Consider the following 17839-nt stretch of genomic DNA (forward strand, 5'->3'; position numbering starts at 1 on the left):
CTTTATGACTGGCCCACATTGACCTTGGATTTAATCATCTCAGGCACGTCTCCGAACATCGCGACCTTGTCGCCCACACATGCGAGGCATCCTTTGACGCCTTCGATGGAACCAATGGTTTCTAGCGATTCCGCCAGAGACGTTTCGTCCTTAACGAGGTTGCCCAGTGCCGTTGCACAGCAATCCGCCAAGATGACATCGTCCGAGAATACGGTGCACACATTGGAGTTCCCAAGGGAGACCGACGGCCCGATCTTTGCGGATGAGGAGCATATGCCTGTTATCCCCTCGGATGATATGTTGAAAGCCACATCCTTGAGCACAGGGTGGTCGGCGAAGAGTCCTATGGGTACGGTCCTGTCCGAAAGGAATGCTATATCGCCTCCATTCTCGACAATGGCCTCGGAAGCCCCAGCGTCCCTCATCATCTCGACAGCATGAACAGCTACAGCACCGGCAACTCCGGCGAACGGCCCCACGCCCGAGAGAACGGATGCGGAAGACATCCTCCTTATCAGCTCATCATCCCCGGGATCGACTGGATAGGGGTCGTAGGTAAGCTGGAAGAAAGGATCGGCCGCGACCTTCGATTCAATGATCGACCTCGCCTCGAATATGGCATCCTTGGCGACCTTGACGGATTCTTGTTCACAGACGATTGTGACGATCGTCTCCTTGTACCGGAATGTTGTCCTCATATGTGGAGGCTCAGAGCGTGGACGGAACAGGCGTTGATGCAGGATCCGCAGGAGATGCACTTGCTGTTATCGATCTTGAGCTCCCAGGTGATAGGGTCCAATTCGAAACACATGACCGGGCAGATGGAGACGCATGCGCCGCAGCTCCAGCATTTGTCCTCGTCACGGGAGATGCGCTTTGCCATCTCGCTGATGGTGAAGCCTTCATCCCTGAGCCTGTTCTCTGCTGCCTTGAGCTTCGATTCGTCCCCCTCAAGGGCCAGGATCATGACTCCGCTTCCGTCTCCGTCGATCTCGGCCTTCAGGACGTTCGGCTTGAGGTCGAACTCCGTGACTAGAATGTAAGCGACGGACTGCTGGACGTTGGTGTCGTCGAACTCGATCTTGTACTTCTTATCCATTTCAGCACCCCCTCTCCTGTAGTTTCTTGAGCTTCACATCCGTTGGGAACGAAAGACAGGGCTGGTTGAGCAGGAACTCGCCGTGCTCTATCCAATCCTTCAGCTTCGCCGCCACCTCCTTCGCGCCGGCGTAGGAGGACATGGATGATGTCCTGATGGTCTTGCCCTCGTACTCCACCTTGCCCGACCTGAGCTGTGCGTAGCTGTATCTGGCCATGGGCGGCCTGTCGATGGGCTGGCTGTAGTCCACCATGTCCGCGAAGATCATGTCGTCGGATATGGCGCAACGCTCGATGATGCCTTTGTTGAGGATTGGTATCGGTACACCGATACCGACTGCCATGGAGACTCCGTATCCGGTAATGTCCAGTCCGCGGACGTACTTGGAGTCCATCTGCTTCATGTCGCCGATCAGAGCAAGCGTCCTGGAACCTGCGATCGGAACTCCGTTGACCTCCTCGACATTGGTCTTGAACTGTGTTCCGGGCCAGGCCACGTATCCCTCTCCTCCCCCTAGGAAGATCCTCGTTCCCATTCCGATGGTCTCCAGATGGGGATCGTTCAGCAACGGGGACAGCTGTCCGGCGGAACTGTAGGAAGCGTTCTTCATCTTGGGAAGAAGCTTTCCCATATAGGTGTAAATGGTCTTGTCCGAAGTGTTGGTTGCCACCCCGTAGTTCTGATAACAGTTGCGGGGATTGTACAGGTATGCGTCGTTGATGTCATCGAGGGTGATGTAGGTATCGATATCCTTCCTCACATAGCAGTCGGTTCCAGGTCCCCACGCATGGAGATGGATCTTCTTACCTGCGATGAGGTCCTCGATGACGTGAGCTCCTCCGTACCCTCCGGCGGCTCCCGGTACCGTGGCTGTGGCACCGATGAACGTGTCCACTGCGGCCAGACCTCCGTCCACCTGGACGTCGTTGAGTCTTATCTCTGCCATGCGTATGGGCGGGGTTGCATGTCCGAAGTTGAGAAATGCTCCGGATGAACACATGGCGCCGAAGGTTCCGGTGGTTACAACATCTACCTCTTCAGCTGCCTTCTCGGATCCTTTCTTCCTAACGAGGTCGATGACCTCCTCTGCGGTGTAGACCACCGCCTTGCCGGAACGGATCTTCTCGTTAATCTGCTCATACGTCTTGGACATACGCTCACCTGTTACGGAAGTGTGTATCGCTGGACGTTATTATAATATTTTAGAACACAAGCCAAGCTATAAACGGTCCTTGCCCATTCCAGAGCGCATGAAGATCTACGAGGCCTACAGGATGGGCGTCGAAGCCGGGATGAAGAGGGACCTGCGTCCTCGGGAAGAAGTTCAGAGGATCCTTTCGGACGCCAGAGAATGCTATGGGTCCATGTCCGACGGCTTCAAGGAGCTGTTCGACCAGGAAAGGCTGTGGAATCCCTATGCGGATTCAAGGTTCTCGGTCGGTGCCGAGAAGGCCAAGGAACTGGATGCCGAACGCTTCATGTGGGGAATCGACATAACTCCTTCCGAGATACTCCTAGCAGACAGGCTCAGGGAGAGAGGGGAAAGGATCGATGCGGTCGTCGCCCATCACCCGTTGGGGACCTCGAAGACATGCTTCCCCGAAGTCATGATGCAGATGACTGCCATGTTCGAGAACATGGGCGTACCGAAGGACAAGGCCTATGAACTGGTGAAGGACAGGATGGAACACGTCCTGAGAGGGATGCAGGGATACAACTACAACCAGGCCGCTGATGCGGCCAGAATACTGGACATCCCGCTGTTCAACATACACGCTCCCGCCGACAACATGGTGGAGGAGTTCATGGTCAACAAGATGAGGGAGGAACAGCCCGCAACCCTCGGAGATATCATCGATTCACTTCTAAAGGAACCCGAGGCACGCGAAGCGGCCAGATGCAACAGTCCGCCCATCATACTGAGAGGATCTCCGGAGGATGAATGCGGTAAGATCATGGTGAAGATGAACGGAGGCACCTCGTTCTCCAAAGAGACCTACAAGTCCCTCGCCGATGCAGGAGTTAACACCATCGTTGCGATGCACTATCCTGATGAGCATTACGATGCTGCCAAGGAGGCAGGCATCAACCTGGTGATCTCAGGCCACATGTGCTCCGACTCCATAGGTGTCAACCTAATATGCGACCTGTGGGAGAAGGAGGGCATCGAAGTGATTCCCTGCTCCGGCTTCACACGCTTCAGCAGAAACTGATACGATGTGGAAGATCGGAGATATCGGGATCGATGGCCCAGTGGTGCTGGGGCCGATGTCTGGATACACATCCAGCAGTTACAGGGACTTCATGAAACCCTTCGGGGTTGCCATATCTATGACGGAGATGACGTCTGCTGTCGGTCTTCTTAACTCTGATCTCAAAACATCCGAATACGTCGAGTTCGGAAGGAACTATCCTACTGGACTCCAGCTCTTCGGCCATTCCTCGGATGACATCGCCAAGGCTGCCGTCAAGGCCCTGGATCACAACGAGAACATTGATTTCTTCGACATCAACATGGGATGTCCGGTTCACAAGATACTGCGCAGCGGAGCTGGATCGGTGCTGATGAAGGATCCGGAACTGTGCGGTGAGATCGTGAGGAAGGTGAAGGAACTCACCGGAAAACCGGTCACTGCGAAGATCCGCCTCGGTTCAGACCGTGGACATATGAACTACGTGGATGTCATCTCGGAACTGGAATCCGCTGATGTGGATGCCGTCACCGTGCATGCTCGCACCAAAGACCAGGGATACAGCGGGAAACCTGATTTCGAAACCATCGCAGGACTGCAGGAACGTATGTCCGTGCCGCTGATCATATCAGGCAACATCTATCTGCTGGACGATGCCGTCGACGCGATGGAGAAGACAAAGGCCACTGCCGTGATGGTCGCAAGGGGAGGGGTCGGCAATCCCTTCCTCTGCACCCAGATAGACGAGTTCTACAGAACCGGGAAAAGGTTGGAGAATCCCACCGTCCACCAGCAGATCGAATGGTGCATACAGCTGGCGGATGCCATCATAGCGGAGAAGGGTGAGGATACCGGGATCAGGAAACTTAGGAGCATAGCGCCGAAGTTCGTCTCCGGTTGCCACCGCTGCCGCGAATACAGGCTCAGACTCGCCACGGAGACCGATGACCGCGACAGCCTCGTCTCCATCCTCGAGGAGATCGATTCCAGGATGGGCCTTGAGAGGATCAACATGGACGGCAGACGCACCTACTACAACCTCGACTGATCCCTTCCATTTCCTTGGTCCAGCGACAACGGATTTATCCTGAATAGTTCATGCGGTTGTCATGTTCCTGCTATCGAAGAAGCCCAAAACGGTCCAGAAAATCGTGGATATCAACATCCACTGGTCCGGTGACGATCCTTTCACATTCGTCTCGCACCACCACGATGAGTATCCCAAGGGCAACGCACAGATGGCTCCCCCGCTGGAGATGATAAGGGGCAGGAACCTCGGCAGGGACTATCAGGAAAGGTACGGATTCAGGATGTACCACGGCAGGGTGGTTCCGGGATTCCCTATGCACGCCCACTGGGGCTACGAGACCATATCGATAGCGGAGAAAGGTTTCGTGGACCACTTCGATACAGAGAAGAACTATGGGCGCTACGGCAACGGAGACATACAGTGGACGTTGGCATCGAGCAGGTATGAGCACTGTGAGATGTATCCCCTTCTGGACCAGGAGAACAACAATCCGGTCCACATCACGCAGATCATGGTAAACATCCCGATCGACAGGAAGAACAAGGGCATCCAGGTGAATAACACATGGTCCGAATCCGTCCCTGTTATCGAGAAGGATGGCGTGACGGTGACTCTGTACTGCGGCGAATACTGCGGCAAATCCCTGTACTCTCCCAATGAGGGCTCCTGGGCCAAGGCGGAGAACTCCGTCAGGATCATGAAGGTCATCATGCAGCCCGGATCCGTATTCGAGCTGGATAAGCTGGATGGGGATATCGGACGCAACTTGTACTACCTTTCCGGAAAGACCATCGACCTGGACGAGACTCAGGTGAAGCCGAACCTCAGGTTCAAGATGAAACCGAACACCGATCTGAGAGTGGTGAACGGCGAAGAGGAATCCGAGATCTGGATACTCGAAGGGAAACCCATCGGCGAGAAGCAGGCGGCATTCGGACCGGTCATCCTGGAGGATCTCGACACAGTCAGAAAGTCCATGGATGAGATCAGGATCAACGAATTCCAGGAATGGCCCTGGAAGATCATGGACGTCACCAACCCCATAGAAATGGGCAGGGAACTGCACAGACCCGACGGTTCTGTTGAGAGGCCCTGAACCGACCTCACCCACCTAATATAAACTCCCTCCCTAATACAGAACGCATGAATGGGATGAACAAGACGATCTCATCGGTCGTCTCAGCAATTGCACTCGTGTATGCTGGACTCTGCTTCTTTCTGACGCTGCAGAACTATGTGGTAGGGGACCACAGCATACATATCTTCATATTCGCGCCTATGGGCCTGGACAATCTGGGCATAGATCTGACCAAGGCACTTATCGATTCCTTATCGATGGAGAAAGGCCTTTACGAAACTGTCTTGGACACCTTATTGGGCTATGTGCCTGGCCTCGGCGGTGTAGCGTTCTACATCAAGATGGTCATGATCCTCTTCGGATTCATTCTAGCCACGTTCGGTTTCATGTCCAAGTCGATAAATGACTGCAGCGGCGACACCAACCCGGCGCAGTACCTCTGGACCCACAGGCCCCGTGCGCTCCTCAAGTGCGTGCTTCAGCCCTGGGGACTCATCATCGGAGCTTGGAACAAGTCCAAACCGTTGGTCATACTGCCGATACTGCCCATATTCATATACCTGCCCTGGTCGATCATGATCTCGATCTATCTCATCATCCCATTCCTGGTAGCGAAGATGGTGATCTCGTCGAAGATCAACACCTACGCCAAGAAGGAGGAGAAGGAGTACAAGAAGAACACCGAGTACGGTGTCTGCCCCCACTGTAAGATGGCCTTCGACAGGCCTATCGTGAAATGCAGATGCGGATTGCTGCTGGATTATCCTGTTCCTAACATCTATGGGTACAAGTATCACACCTGCAACAAAGGCCATGACATATCATGCGAGAGCGGAAAGAGAGGCAACCTCACTACGCTCTGCCCCCACTGCAGGAAGCAAATCCAGACAAGAGAGGCACTGCCCATAACCATCTCCTTCATAGGGGGAACAGGAACCGGGAAGACCTCGCTCATGCTGGCTGCCGTCGAGACGATAACGCATAACGCCAGGATCGTGGACATAACCGTGGACAGCCCGTCAGCGGGACTGTCCAAGGATGCCATAGCAGCCAAGGACTACGCTCCGAGGACCGTCCCCGGAGAGCAGGATTCACAAGTCATATTCCTGAGGTCCCTAGGACTGCAGGACAGGGAGATCATCTTCAACGATATCTCCGGAGTCGAATTCCAGCCCTCGGTCAACAAGGTCATCTTCGAGGAGTACTACAACTACACCAACGGATTCATCTTCACATTCGATCCCATGTCCTTTAACAGGGAGGTCAAGAGGGAGATGCCCCACGACGTCTTCGACTGCTTCCATTACATCTACACAACCATCAGGAACATCGGTCCCGGCACCGTCACTGACGTTCCTTTCGCAGTCGTCGCGACCAAATCGGATCTGGTGAGCCCCAAGCTCGGTGACGATGATGTGCGCCAATTCCTCATAGACAACGGAGAGGAGAACTTCGTCCGCGTGGTTGAATCGCTGTTCACCGAGGTCAAGTACTTCTCGGTATGCTCACACGGCAGCAGCTGCGCCTCAGCCATGAAGCCCGTCTGGTGGATCGTCGGCCATGTCGACAAGAAGCTGACCGAAATCATCCCGTCGCCCTGATATACTAGAAGGGGATGCATGCATCATGGTCAAATCAGTCAATGCATCACACATACTGGTATCCAACGCCAGGGACGCAGAAGGAATCATGATTCGCCTTTCCAAGGGCGAGGACTTCGCGGGACTGGCGAAGAGATTCTCCAAGTGCCCCAGCAAGTCCAAGGGTGGCAACCTGGGATGGTTCGGCAAAGGCGAGATGGTCCCCGAGTTCGAGAAGGCATGCTTCGAAGGACAGAAAGGCCAGGTCGTCGGACCCGTCAAGACGGAATTCGGCTACCATATCATAATGATAAACGATCAGAAATGATCATCTTCCGGCCATAAGGCCGGTCTTTCTATCATCAGACCTCATGATCTGAACATATCATTGTTCCGATTCAGCCTCTGCTATCTGGTCCACATCGTATGTGAATCTGTATGTCTCGGCGGTGACGATCGGCCTATCGAAGATAAACATGATCCAATCCTTCACTGGAGGGACATCCATCTCTGACGGTATGTAGAATCTCCTGACATGCGGGAGGAACATTATCAGCAGCACCATCACCGTCATTGCTACGGAGATCAGCAGACCGAAATTTAATGAGGACATGTACAATTCGAAGTACTTCAGGACCTCTACGAATATCGCGCTCAGCGTCATGATCAATGCCGATCTGACAACCTTACGCCAAGACTGGGGCTTCGCCGATGTCAATCCTAGGAGCGCTTCAACCGCCAGAATTCCCATGATCGTCATATATCCTATGTTCAGGAAATTGAGGATCAGCTTGAACATCCCGACATCCTCAGGATACGTGATGAACAGGAAGTTGATAGCGTAACGGAACAGGATGAGGAACAGCAACAGCTGACTGAAGAACAGAATCTTTGGTGGCTTCATGCTTCTGAGCCTTTTTTCATCCTTGCTCTCGAGACTGAACATCGTCACTACGAACTATTTTTATCGATAAAAACGATTGCTCGAATATGGGAAACGAGGCCGCTGACAGATTCCTTACCTGCATCATGAGGCGTACCGAGAAAGACAAGATCATGCGTGTAGGTAGCGTATTTCTGGTTGTCGCCATCGTTCCTATGTCCGTCATCGGTTTCCTACTTCTTTTCATGATCCTGCTGGATATCGGAGACATCGTGATAGACGGTAATGATTTTGCAGGAATCATCCTGTTCTTGGGCATCCTGGAGGCGTTTGTCGTCTTCAGGATGGTGGAAAGCTATTACAAACACCAGCTGCGTGATACCGAATGGACGCTGTCCCTGACGGAATATGCGAAATCCTACGGGCATGAAACCGCCAGGCTGGAAGAAATCGGCGAGGAGATGGTCAACAACAAGGCAGAAGTGCTCTCCAGGGCCTTCGGTGCATTGTTCCTCCTCATACTGGTAATCAACTCCCTACAGGCATTCTTCCTCAGCATCAATTCTTTGACTACAGAAGTGGTCGCGACGGCTTCCAGCATAATCTCCTTCTCCGTAACGATACTGCTCTGCATCGGGGGATCCTACGTATTCGTCTGTATCCGCAAGCATGACCGTCTGCAGTGCGAATACACAACCGTATGGTCGGAATTGATGAAGTACGACCTCGAAGTGGAACCGATGGAGACCGGTATTAAGCGCAGAAAGCTCTGGCCCCATCTCATACTCATAGTGGTGACCCTCACCATCTATGCATTCATTTTTGCCGTCTGGTCCATCCATACGATGAATCTACACATCGCAAGGCAGCAGACATATGAAGATGGGCTGCTCAAGAAGATCAAAGATAAAGAGGGTGCAACTGGAGTCGAATTCACTCCTAGGCATTACGACAATGGGCTCAAAGGTCTCATAGAGCGCCTGTTCTTTTGAAATCCAATTCTAAAAAAGATATGACCGGCCGTTGGGCCGGTAAAGGATTTCAACTGCTCTTTGTCACACCGGCAATGTTCATGATACCTGCAACGATGAGCAGGATACCGAAGACGATGAACACGAAGTCATTGCCCATGAAGGTTGCGATACCTGCAACGAGAATGACGATACCGACGATGATGCCGATGGTTCTTGCCTTGCCGTCAGGGTTGGTAGAAGCACCGTAGATCCACACGACTCCCAGCAGGATTGCGATGATTCCGATGAGCAGAACCGTGATGCCTGCGAAGAGTTGAGGAGCAGCAATCAAGATTATTCCAAGCACGATCATGATGAGTCCCATCAGATCAATGCTCTTGGCCGCAATCATGGGGATGATTCCCGCAATGATCAGGAATACTCCTGCGATGATGAATCCCCAGGAGAGGGCCAGATCCTTATTCAGAACGAACAAGAGACCGACGATGATCATCAGAGCTGAGTAGATCATCGCAGTTGTCTTGTCCTGGTAGGCAATAACTTCCATTAGAATTACCTCTGAACCCTGAATGGAATTACTGGTTAATAATCTGACTGACTTAATTTACGGATGAAACAGCATCTTCGAAGGTCTGCGAGTCGGTTATATCCTTGATACCGCGGGACTCGAGCGCTGATCTTGCATCCCCCAGAGACATGTATTTCACGTTCTCCATGATGCCGTCTGCCTTCTCCTTCCCGTAGTATGCCTCGATGTTTGCGAAGAAGATGTCGACCTGCTCCGCAGACTGGAAGAGCATGTGGGTGACGTTGCCCCTCTTGAGCTGCATAAAGAGGTGGAGCTGTGCGTTGCTAGTCTTGATGACATCGTGCTTTCCCTCGGCATCATCTATGACCATGACTCCGAAGGCCTCTATGTCTTTGGCCTTGACCAGTTCTGACTGGTCCTTCAGCAAGCTTCCGACCGTTGTGAATCCCAAAACTGCCATGCTATCAGTACCTCATCCCGTTATCATACTTCTCGAAATCTTCATGCTTGTAAGGCGGGTTCACCCCGAGGCTCCACATGTAGTACTCCGGGTGGAAGTATCTTCCGCGTCCCTTTGTGCTCTCACCGAAGTGGAGAGCCTTCTTGGGGCACATGTTAAGACAACTCATGCACAAAGAACACTGCGCCTCGTCCCATACAGGCTTCCTGTGGTATACCTTGATGACCTGCTCCGGACATACGTTCTCGCATATCCTGCACTCGATACAGTTCTCGTCGACCCAGAATCCCTCGGTGTCCCTGAGCGCCTCATACGCCTCCCTGGCCTCCTCGAAGCCTTCTTGGGATGCCATCGTGCGGAAATCGCCCTTCTCCTTCTTTCTGATGGACTCTATGATGCTGTCGATCTTCTTGTCGGCTGCATCATTGATCTCCTTGGCCTCCTCCTTGCTGGGCACATCCTCGTAGAACACCGCGTTCTCAGGCATCAGGACATCGAAGCATGCATCGATCTTCACCTTCTTGCCGAGGACTTCCTGAGCCTGGTCACATGCCCTTCCGGATCCACCTGCGCAGGTGGAGATGCAGTACACGTAACCAGGGTTCCTGATCTCAACTGTCTGGAGGAACTCCTCCATCACCGTCGGCAGACCTGCGAAATAAGTTGGGAACACGAATCCCACATCGCCGCCCTCAGCATTGTAGAAGTTGCGCTTGTATCTGACTGCGGCTGCGATGTCCACCATGTCGGTCTTGAAAGCCGCTGCTATGCGCTTTGCCGCGTGGTACGAGTTGCCTGTCCCGGAGAAGACGAAAATCATGAACGTACTATAGGGTCATCGGATATAACCATGCGGTCATCCTGGCCCGCCAAGAAGTACTTTTTATTAAGAAAACGATGACGGGAGCATGGCAATCGCGAACGAGAATGAGATCAAGATCAAGGACGACATATACTGGATAGGCGGAGACGATAGAACAGCAGGACTGTTCGAGGGCTCCTTCCCCATACCAGAAGGTGTGTCGTACAACTCGTACGTGATAATGGATGAGAAAACCTGTCTTATGGACACCTGCGATGCATCCATAGCATCCAAGTTCTGGAAGAACCTGCGCCACGTCCTTGGCGGCAGACCGCTGGACTACCTTGTGATCGACCATATGGAACCCGATCACGGCGCTGCCATCGTCCAGGTGCTGGAGACGTATCCTGACGTAACGGTCGTCGGCAACAGCAAGACCTTCGACATGCTCCAGAACTTCTACCAGCTCAGTCCGAAGAACAAGCTGGAGGTCAAAGAGGGGGAAGAACTCTGCCTCGGAAAGCACACGCTCAGGTTCATATTCGCGGTCATGGTGCACTGGCCAGAGGTCATGTTCGCCTACGACAAGACTGACAAGATCCTATTCTCTGCCGATGCCTTCGGAACTTTCAAGACGCTCTCAGGCGCATTGTATGCCGATGAGGTGGATTTTGACAAAGATTACCTCAACGAAGCCAGGAGATACTACGCCAATATCGTAGGAAAGTACGGTTCCAAGGTCCAAGCGGTGTTCGGAAAGCTGGATGGCGTCCCCATCGATATGGTGTGCCCGCTCCACGGACCTATCTGGAGAGGGGAGCACATCGGATACATCATGGAGAAGTACTTCATCTGGAGCTCCTACGAGCCGGAGGAGAAGGGCGTGGTCATCGCCTACACATCGATGTATGGCAACACAGCTGCAGTAGCTGAACGCCTGGCGATACTCCTCAAAGGCAAGGGTGTCAAGAAGGTGAACATGTACGATGTCACCAGAACGCACCCGTCCTATGTAGTAGGCGATGCCTTCAGGTTCAGCAACATCGTCCTTGCCGCTCCCACGTACAACAACAATCTGCACCCTACGATGTCCGCAGTCCTCGAGGACATGGATATTATGACCGTCCAGAACAGGAAGTTCTCGGTAATCGGTAACGGATCATGGGCGCCTCAATCTCCCAAGATCATCGAGGAAAGACTGCTGGCCATGAAAGACATGATCAAGGTCGGGGAAACTTTCGTGATAAAATCATCGATGAAACCGGAACAGATTCCCGATTTGGAGAAGTTGGCAGCGGACATAGTTGCCTCCATGCAGTGACCTTCAAGTTAAGCACATAGCTTAACATTAATTGGGTTGGTACAGAATTCACCAGCAACCCTATTATAGCGGGCGGTGAATCCTCATCACATGGCCTTTAGCATAAGACTCTGCCCCTACTGTGGTGGAGCCATCAACTCCGACGAGGCAGGCTACTACGTCTGCGAGGAGTGCGAGAAGCGTACGTACAGGTCCAGGACCAATTCTATGGCGTATCTTCTCAACAAGCCATACGAGGAAGACTACAAGAAAATCCTCGATACGGCCGACATCAGTGCTGAGAAGGCCCTTGATATGATCGAAGAGATCATCACCGAAGCAGAGGAACCGGACGCGGATATGTTCTTCACCCGCGGATTCGTATTCGCGAAGCTCGGAGAGGATGGTAAGGCCCACATAGACTGGAAGAAAGGGCTCGAGCTCCTCCAGGACGTACGCTTCATCGATGCGTACATCATCCCCGTGTGCAAGAGCATAATGGAGATCATGTACCTGAAGGAAACGGAATTCATCGAATTCAACCCTCGCGAATACATCGATTCAATCTCCACGGAATTCTCACTGAAGTGCGAAGCGCCTACAAGGGGAATATTCTACATCACGACCTACAGGATCTTCAGGATCGCCATCCAGGGAGGAACTCTGGAGAACGATGATGATGTCTACAGCACGATCATATCCAAACTGATCGGAAGGATCCTTGTTTACGGCCGCAACTTCCGTACGGTATGTGACATCATAGAGGAGGCCTTGGAGGACTTCCACTACAACCCGGACACGTACATAGAGGATGACAACCTCAAGCTGCATCTCTCGGACCTCCTCAGGCAGAAGTATCTGACCCTGTCAAAGGATTTCTCCGATGAGCACATCACCCGTATCTTCAGGCACTGGAATGACGAGAACATGTATGAGCTGGAGTACTGGATGACCGAGCTCATCGATTCCCTGGAGGATGTCAGCCTGCTTCAGAAGCTCCACGACCTCGTGTCTTCAGAGAAGGAAGGCTACGACCTTGACCAGGCTGTTGAGGATTACGCAAGGAAATTCCTGCTTCTGGATAAGGATGGGAACGACCTGTCAAAGGAAGCCTAAGTGCTCCAACAGTATCTTCGTGCCTATCACGATCAGTATTATTCCGCCGAAGAGCTCCGCCTTGCTGCTGTAACGATCGCCGACCACGCTGCCCAGCTTGACTCCGGCTGCCGATATGAAGAAGGTAATCACTCCGATCAGCACGGCATCCATCAGGATGTCTGAACCGTCCATGGCCAAAGATATCCCAACAGCCAATGCATCTATGCTCGTGGCGATGGCCAACAGCAACATTATCCTGAAACCTAAGCTGTCGTCGATCTTCTCTTCGTCCAACGACATCGATTCACGGATCATGTTGAGACCGATCAATATGAGCAATCCGAATGCGATCCAGTGATCGACCTCGGAGATGTATGAATATAACGATTCTCCAAGGCAATAGCCGATTATCGGCATGATGAACTGGAAGAATCCGAACCAGAAACCTATGATGATCACAGAAGAGGCCTTCGGCTTCCTCATAGCGAGCCCTTTGCAGATGGAGACGGCGAAGGCATCCATAGCGAGCCCGATACCGATTAGGGTCACCGTGAGTAGGTCCATAGGCCGAAATGGAGAGGTTATAATTAATTGATTGTCGGAGAAAACTCGTCAAGAATATGACGAACCGTAATGAAAAAAGACAATATAAAATAGGAAAATGTCACCGCCATTATCAGCAATTTTATCCATCGTTGGATATCCAATAGATGAATATTTTTCTTCAAAATTTGCCTTGGATAATTCTCTTTTTGCCACCAGCGTACATTTTCATTATATACTTGGAAATGATGTTGGATGTATAATCCAATGGTGTGAGATATGCAAGCGAAGGAACTGACAGAGAAACGCTGCGGAAGGTGCGGGCATGAATGGACAAGCGGAATTGACATGCCTGCAAGGTGCCCTCACTGCGGCACTTATCACTGGTACGGCGAATCCACATCCTACAGCTGTTTCGTTTGCGGACACACTTGGTTCTCCCGCACTACTAGGACGCCTATGAGGTGCCCGAAATGCAAAACACGTTCTTGGCAGAACGGACCCCGGAGGTTCAACCCCAAGAGCATCGACACCGAGGATAGCAATGTCAAGACGATCATCGACATGTACCTTCACGGAAAGGGCTGCGTATCGATCGCCATGAGTACCGGTGTAGCGCTGTCCAGCGTCATCGATGTGGTTAAGATAGCCGTATGCGACGGCCGTCAACCCAGGATGTAAATCCGCAAATCAAAAAAGAATAATCTCCCCGGAAAAACCGGGGAATTAATGTTTTCACTCCAGTCTCTGGAGCATCTTCACGACAGCATCGACGACATCTCTGCCCTTCTCGATCCTGTCCATTGCCTGGAGCTCGGTCATTCCGGGTCCGGTGACACCGAATCCGACGGGCTTTCCGTACTCCAGTCCGAGATCCATGATCTTCCTTGATGCCTGTGAGATCACGACCTCATCGTGCTTGGTCTCTCCGGTGATGACTGCACCGAGCGTGATGACAGCATCGATGTCCTTCATCTCCAGGAGCTTCTTCGTCGCCATAGGGATCTCGAAGCATCCGGGGACCTTGATCTGCTTAGTGATCTCGACTCCCAGGAAATCCGCCTCGGCCTTGGCCCTCTCCAGCATGAGCGATGTGACCTCGTAGTTGAACTCAGCGATCACTGCTCCGATCTTGTACTTTTTCATCTCTATCACCTATATCTAACGGGACCTTTGTCGGCGAATCCCTGCCTAAGACCTGTACCTGCCCTCTTCGTCAGACTCTCGGGGCGGAACAGTAGATCGTAAACGTTGAGCGCGTGCTCCCTGGCCCTACTGTCTGCAAGGAAGGCTAGCTCCGCGTCATCCTTGGCCTCGTCCTCATGGACGAAGACCTCTATGATGTGCTTGTTCGTCATCAGCTGCGCACGAATCAGGCCTGTAGAGGCCTCGTGTGCGCACATCTTGTCCTTCTGCATCGGCCCAGGCATTCCCAGGGCCATGACGATATCGCAATTCTGCTCCTCGATGAGCTTCTTGCATGCGACAGGCAGATCCTTCACACCGGGCACAGTGTACCTTACGATCCTGAAACCAGTGCCTGCATGCTGCAGCTCGTCTATGGCTGAGTGCCCCATATCGTACCTTGCGAACGTGGTGTCCGCGATGCCGATGATCTTCATTGGGAACCCATCTCCCTTATCTTGGCGACAATGCGCCTGGTGGCGTTGAGGTCGTCGGCGCACTCGTTGGCCCTCACGACCTTTATGTTCCCCATACCTTTGGATTCGAGCTGGGCCTGGAGATCCTTCTCGTCGAACCTCTGGTCATATCCAAGGACTATGACGTCCGGCTTCACCTTGGCGACGGTTTCGAATATGTCGCCCTGACCGCCGACGATGGCCTCATCGACAGGCTTCAGAGAACCGACTATCATCGCCCTCATAGCCTCGGGGGTCACAGGCTCATGCTTGTTCTTCCTCACCGTGGAGTCGCTGGCGACGACCACCGTCAGGTGATCTCCCATGGCCTTGGCCTGGTTGAGGTATGATATGTGACCCGGATGAATGAGATCGAACACTCCTGAGGCCATTACTCTTGTCATTTCAAAGCTCCGGATGATCCTTCTTGAACTCTTTCCACTTCTCGATGACCTCATCGCCATCGATGATCTGGATTCCATGGGCGTCCGCATATTCCTTGACACTGGCCTTGGGTCTCGAGCCGAAATCGTCCCCCATCATCTCACAGATGGTTGCAGACGGCTTCACTCCCGCCATGTACATCAGGGCGGTGCACAGTTCAGTGTGGCCGAAACGGGACTCGAGGATCTTCTCCGAGGTATTCAGGAGGTGGATGTGCCCCGGTGCCCTGAAGTTCACTCCGATCTCCTTCTTTATTTCCTCGATGGGTTTTCCGGAGAACAGGATGTTGGCGTACTCACTGGCGGTCAAGGCACGGTCCTTGTCTGTGATTCCCGTATAGGTCTTCCTGTGGTTGATCGTCAGACCGAAGGACGACTTGGTCCTGTCATAGGGGATGTCCGTAGGCGCCATAGCCCTGAGGAGCGGGTACTTCTCGCAATCGTCCCAATAAACGTCGGACATGAAGGGCAGCCCCACATCCATCGCGGTCTTGTAGGGCGTCGTCACGCATATGAGCCCTCCTGCATCCTTCCTCATCATCTGGATGATCTCAGGGGTCACGAACTGTGAGGCGACTGTGAGGTCGCATTCCCTCTCCCTATCGTCGAAATCGTAGACGAGGATCGGTTTTCCTTTTCTGATATCCTCAAGGATACTCTCGAATTCCATATGAACACTACGGTTTGAATCTTTGGAGGCTTTAATATAGGGTGGGCATCTACAATTATTTTGGTAGAATAATTCAAATCTACTCATTTTTTGATAAATGTTCGACAATAGCTGACAAAACGGAGCTGTTCTGGACCTTATTTAAACGGAAGTTAGTTATTATCCCCACCTCAATACGGTCAGACGATAACATGGCACTAGAGGACGCCAAATTCATCAGAAACAACGTCAAGGCCCACAACAAGTGGTTCGAGGAGTGCATCCCCATGATCGCATCCGAGAACCTGATGAGCCCTCTGGCAAAGGAGATGCTGATCTCAGACTTCGCAGACAGGTACGCAGAAGGCCTACCTGGCAAGCGCTACTATCAGGGAAACATCTACGTTGACAAGGTAGAACTGAGAGTGCTCGAACTGGCCAAGAAGGTGTTTGAGTGTGGATTCGCTGACGTCAGGCCTATATCCGGTACGGTCGCAAACATGGCGGTCCTCATGGCATTCGCCAAGCCTGGAGATATCATAACAACCTGCTCTCTGGACCAGGGTGCGCACATCTCCACTTGCGAATTCGGTGCTTTCGGACAGAGGGGAGTTCACTCGGTCAACTACCCGTGGAACGAGTACGACATGAACCTGGATGTCGACGGAACCATCAAGGTGCTCAAGGCAGCCAAGCCCAAGGTCGCACAGTTCGGTCTCTCCGTCTTCCTGTTCCCCCCACCGCTCAAAGAGCTCGAGGACACGTTCAACGAGATCGACTGCCTCGTTTGGGAGGACTGCGCGCACGTCCTCGGACTCATAGCCGGAAAGAAATTCCAGGACCCCTTCAAGGAAGGAGTCAACATCATCTCCGCTTCCACCCACAAGACGTTCCCCGGACCTAACCACGGAATCCTCCTGGGCCAGAACATCACTGAGGAGGAGCAGAGCAAGCTTCAGCACGCAGCATTCCCCGGAGTCACCTCCAGCCACCACCTCCATGCGATGGCCGCTTTGGGAATCACGCTTGCAGAGATGGAGGTCTTCGCGAAGGATTACGCAGCACAGGCATGCAAGAACGCACGTACTCTCGGTGAGGCCCTCTACGAGCTCGGAGTACCTGTACTGTGCCCGGACCACGGATTCACTAGATCCCACGCAATCGCCGTCGACGTGTCTGAATTCGGCGGTGGAAAGAAGTGCGCCCAGCTCCTCGAGGATGCCAACCTGATCTGTAACAAGAACATGCTCCCCAAGGACACCAGCGCCGTCAACCCGTCAGGACTGAGGCTCGGATCACAGGAGATGACCCGTCTCGGAATGAAGGAGAGCGAGATGATGGAGGTCGCCGAACTCATCGCCAGGGTCGTCAAGAAGAAAGAGGATCCCGCGAAGGTGAAGGAGGACGTCAAGGAGCTCAAGAAGAACTTCACCACCATCCAGTACTGCTTCAATGCGGGCGAGCCTGCATACAGCTACCACGACCTCGTGGACTTCTGAAACCATCAAACCAGGCAGGGAGCCCCTGCCTGGACTTATC

22 protein-coding genes are annotated in these 17839 nt (G+C 52.8%); 10 read left to right on the forward strand and 12 right to left on the reverse strand.

What is annotated here, in order from left to right:
* Positions 1 to 2: 2 nt before the first annotated feature.
* Genes PED39_07735 through PED39_07745 form a run of 3 tightly spaced genes read right to left on the reverse strand, consistent with a single transcriptional unit; the run spans position 3 to position 2252 of the window.
* Entirely contained in the window at positions 3 to 698 is a 696-nt protein-coding gene (locus tag PED39_07735; protein ID WII07472.1) for a UPF0280 family protein, read from the reverse strand.
* On the reverse strand, positions 695 to 1099 hold the full coding sequence (locus PED39_07740) for a 4Fe-4S binding protein (protein WII07473.1): 405 nt from the start codon (positions 1097 to 1099) through the stop codon (positions 695 to 697). The genes PED39_07735 and PED39_07740 overlap by 4 nt, the downstream gene beginning before the upstream one ends.
* Position 1100: 1 nt before the next feature.
* The gene (locus PED39_07745) at positions 1101 to 2252 is read right to left on the reverse strand and encodes a homocysteine biosynthesis protein (protein ID WII07474.1); all 1152 of its coding nucleotides are present in this window, start codon (positions 2250 to 2252) and stop codon (positions 1101 to 1103) included.
* Between the two features lie 97 nt (positions 2253 to 2349).
* Here PED39_07745 and PED39_07750 point away from each other — a divergent pair, with 97 nt between their 5' ends.
* From PED39_07750 to PED39_07770, 5 genes are all read left to right on the forward strand, one after another.
* On the forward strand, positions 2350 to 3312 hold the full coding sequence (locus tag PED39_07750) for a hypothetical protein (protein WII07475.1): 963 nt from the start codon (positions 2350 to 2352) through the stop codon (positions 3310 to 3312).
* A 4-nt stretch (positions 3313 to 3316) separates the two neighbouring features.
* A complete protein-coding gene (locus tag PED39_07755) occupies positions 3317 to 4339 on the forward strand; it encodes a tRNA-dihydrouridine synthase family protein (GenBank protein WII07476.1) in 1023 nt (340 codons plus the stop codon).
* Positions 4340 to 4400: 61 nt separating this feature from the next.
* Entirely contained in the window at positions 4401 to 5417 is a 1017-nt protein-coding gene (locus tag PED39_07760) for a pirin family protein (GenBank protein ID WII07477.1), read from the forward strand.
* Positions 5418 to 5464: 47 nt separating this feature from the next.
* Positions 5465 to 7000 carry a hypothetical protein gene (locus PED39_07765; GenBank protein WII07478.1) on the forward strand — a complete coding sequence of 512 codons (1536 nt, stop codon included), beginning with the start codon at positions 5465 to 5467 and terminating at the stop codon, positions 6998 to 7000.
* Positions 7001 to 7025: 25 nt separating this feature from the next.
* A complete protein-coding gene (locus tag PED39_07770) occupies positions 7026 to 7307 on the forward strand; it encodes a peptidylprolyl isomerase (GenBank protein ID WII07479.1) in 282 nt (93 codons plus the stop codon).
* A 57-nt stretch (positions 7308 to 7364) separates the two neighbouring features.
* Here the strand turns inward: PED39_07770 and PED39_07775 are convergent, their stop codons facing one another.
* Positions 7365 to 7925 (reverse strand): hypothetical protein, encoded by a 561-nt coding sequence (locus tag PED39_07775; protein ID WII07480.1) that lies wholly within the window; start codon positions 7923 to 7925, stop codon positions 7365 to 7367.
* A gap of 44 nt (positions 7926 to 7969) precedes the next feature.
* On the opposite strand from PED39_07775, the gene PED39_07780 reads away from it, so the two are divergent.
* Complete coding sequence (locus PED39_07780; protein ID WII07481.1) at positions 7970 to 8854, forward strand: hypothetical protein; 885 nt, start codon at positions 7970 to 7972, stop codon at positions 8852 to 8854.
* Positions 8855 to 8903: 49 nt separating this feature from the next.
* Here the strand turns inward: PED39_07780 and PED39_07785 are convergent, their stop codons facing one another.
* The 3 genes from PED39_07785 to PED39_07795 are packed head-to-tail and all read right to left on the reverse strand — an operon-like array spanning position 8904 to position 10645.
* Entirely contained in the window at positions 8904 to 9383 is a 480-nt protein-coding gene (locus tag PED39_07785) for a DUF308 domain-containing protein (protein WII07482.1), read from the reverse strand.
* A gap of 52 nt (positions 9384 to 9435) precedes the next feature.
* Positions 9436 to 9825, reverse strand: coding sequence for a hypothetical protein (locus PED39_07790; GenBank protein WII07483.1), 390 nt, complete (start codon positions 9823 to 9825; stop codon positions 9436 to 9438).
* Between the two features lie 4 nt (positions 9826 to 9829).
* Positions 9830 to 10645 carry an EFR1 family ferrodoxin gene (locus tag PED39_07795; protein WII07484.1) on the reverse strand — a complete coding sequence of 272 codons (816 nt, stop codon included), beginning with the start codon at positions 10643 to 10645 and terminating at the stop codon, positions 9830 to 9832.
* Between the two features lie 88 nt (positions 10646 to 10733).
* Here PED39_07795 and PED39_07800 point away from each other — a divergent pair, with 88 nt between their 5' ends.
* Together PED39_07800 and PED39_07805 are read left to right on the forward strand one after the other, a co-directional pair.
* Positions 10734 to 11948 carry an FprA family A-type flavoprotein gene (locus PED39_07800; GenBank protein ID WII07485.1) on the forward strand — a complete coding sequence of 405 codons (1215 nt, stop codon included), beginning with the start codon at positions 10734 to 10736 and terminating at the stop codon, positions 11946 to 11948.
* Positions 11949 to 12038: 90 nt separating this feature from the next.
* Positions 12039 to 13043 carry a hypothetical protein gene (locus PED39_07805; protein WII07486.1) on the forward strand — a complete coding sequence of 335 codons (1005 nt, stop codon included), beginning with the start codon at positions 12039 to 12041 and terminating at the stop codon, positions 13041 to 13043.
* Here the strand turns inward: PED39_07805 and PED39_07810 are convergent.
* The gene (locus PED39_07810; protein ID WII07487.1) at positions 13029 to 13589 is read right to left on the reverse strand and encodes a manganese efflux pump MntP family protein; all 561 of its coding nucleotides are present in this window, start codon (positions 13587 to 13589) and stop codon (positions 13029 to 13031) included. The genes PED39_07805 and PED39_07810 overlap by 15 nt on opposite strands.
* Before the next feature lie 258 nt (positions 13590 to 13847).
* On the opposite strand from PED39_07810, the gene PED39_07815 reads away from it, so the two are divergent.
* Positions 13848 to 14249: a hypothetical protein gene (locus PED39_07815; GenBank protein ID WII07488.1), complete on the forward strand. Its 402-nt coding sequence runs from the start codon at positions 13848 to 13850 to the stop codon at positions 14247 to 14249.
* 54 nt (positions 14250 to 14303) lie between these two features.
* On the opposite strand, the gene ribH is transcribed toward PED39_07815, so the two are convergent.
* From ribH to ribB, 4 genes are read right to left on the reverse strand one after another with little or no spacing between them, the layout of a single operon-like run.
* Positions 14304 to 14714 (reverse strand): 6,7-dimethyl-8-ribityllumazine synthase, encoded by a 411-nt coding sequence (gene ribH, locus PED39_07820; GenBank protein ID WII07489.1) that lies wholly within the window; start codon positions 14712 to 14714, stop codon positions 14304 to 14306.
* 5 nt (positions 14715 to 14719) lie between these two features.
* The gene (gene ribC / locus PED39_07825; GenBank protein ID WII07490.1) at positions 14720 to 15190 is read right to left on the reverse strand and encodes a riboflavin synthase; all 471 of its coding nucleotides are present in this window, start codon (positions 15188 to 15190) and stop codon (positions 14720 to 14722) included.
* Positions 15187 to 15612 (reverse strand): FAD synthase, encoded by a 426-nt coding sequence (locus PED39_07830; GenBank protein ID WII07491.1) that lies wholly within the window; start codon positions 15610 to 15612, stop codon positions 15187 to 15189. The genes ribC and PED39_07830 overlap by 4 nt, the downstream gene beginning before the upstream one ends.
* 1 nt (position 15613) lies before the next feature.
* Positions 15614 to 16321 carry a 3,4-dihydroxy-2-butanone-4-phosphate synthase gene (ribB, locus tag PED39_07835; protein WII07492.1) on the reverse strand — a complete coding sequence of 236 codons (708 nt, stop codon included), beginning with the start codon at positions 16319 to 16321 and terminating at the stop codon, positions 15614 to 15616.
* A gap of 191 nt (positions 16322 to 16512) precedes the next feature.
* On the opposite strand from ribB, the gene PED39_07840 reads away from it, so the two are divergent.
* The gene (locus PED39_07840; protein WII07493.1) at positions 16513 to 17799 is read left to right on the forward strand and encodes a serine hydroxymethyltransferase; all 1287 of its coding nucleotides are present in this window, start codon (positions 16513 to 16515) and stop codon (positions 17797 to 17799) included.
* Positions 17800 to 17839 lie beyond the last annotated feature (40 nt).

The organism is Methanomassiliicoccales archaeon LGM-RCC1 (assembly GCA_030168575.1).
In the GTDB taxonomy this organism is placed as follows: Archaea; Thermoplasmatota; Thermoplasmata; order Methanomassiliicoccales; family Methanomethylophilaceae; genus Methanoprimaticola.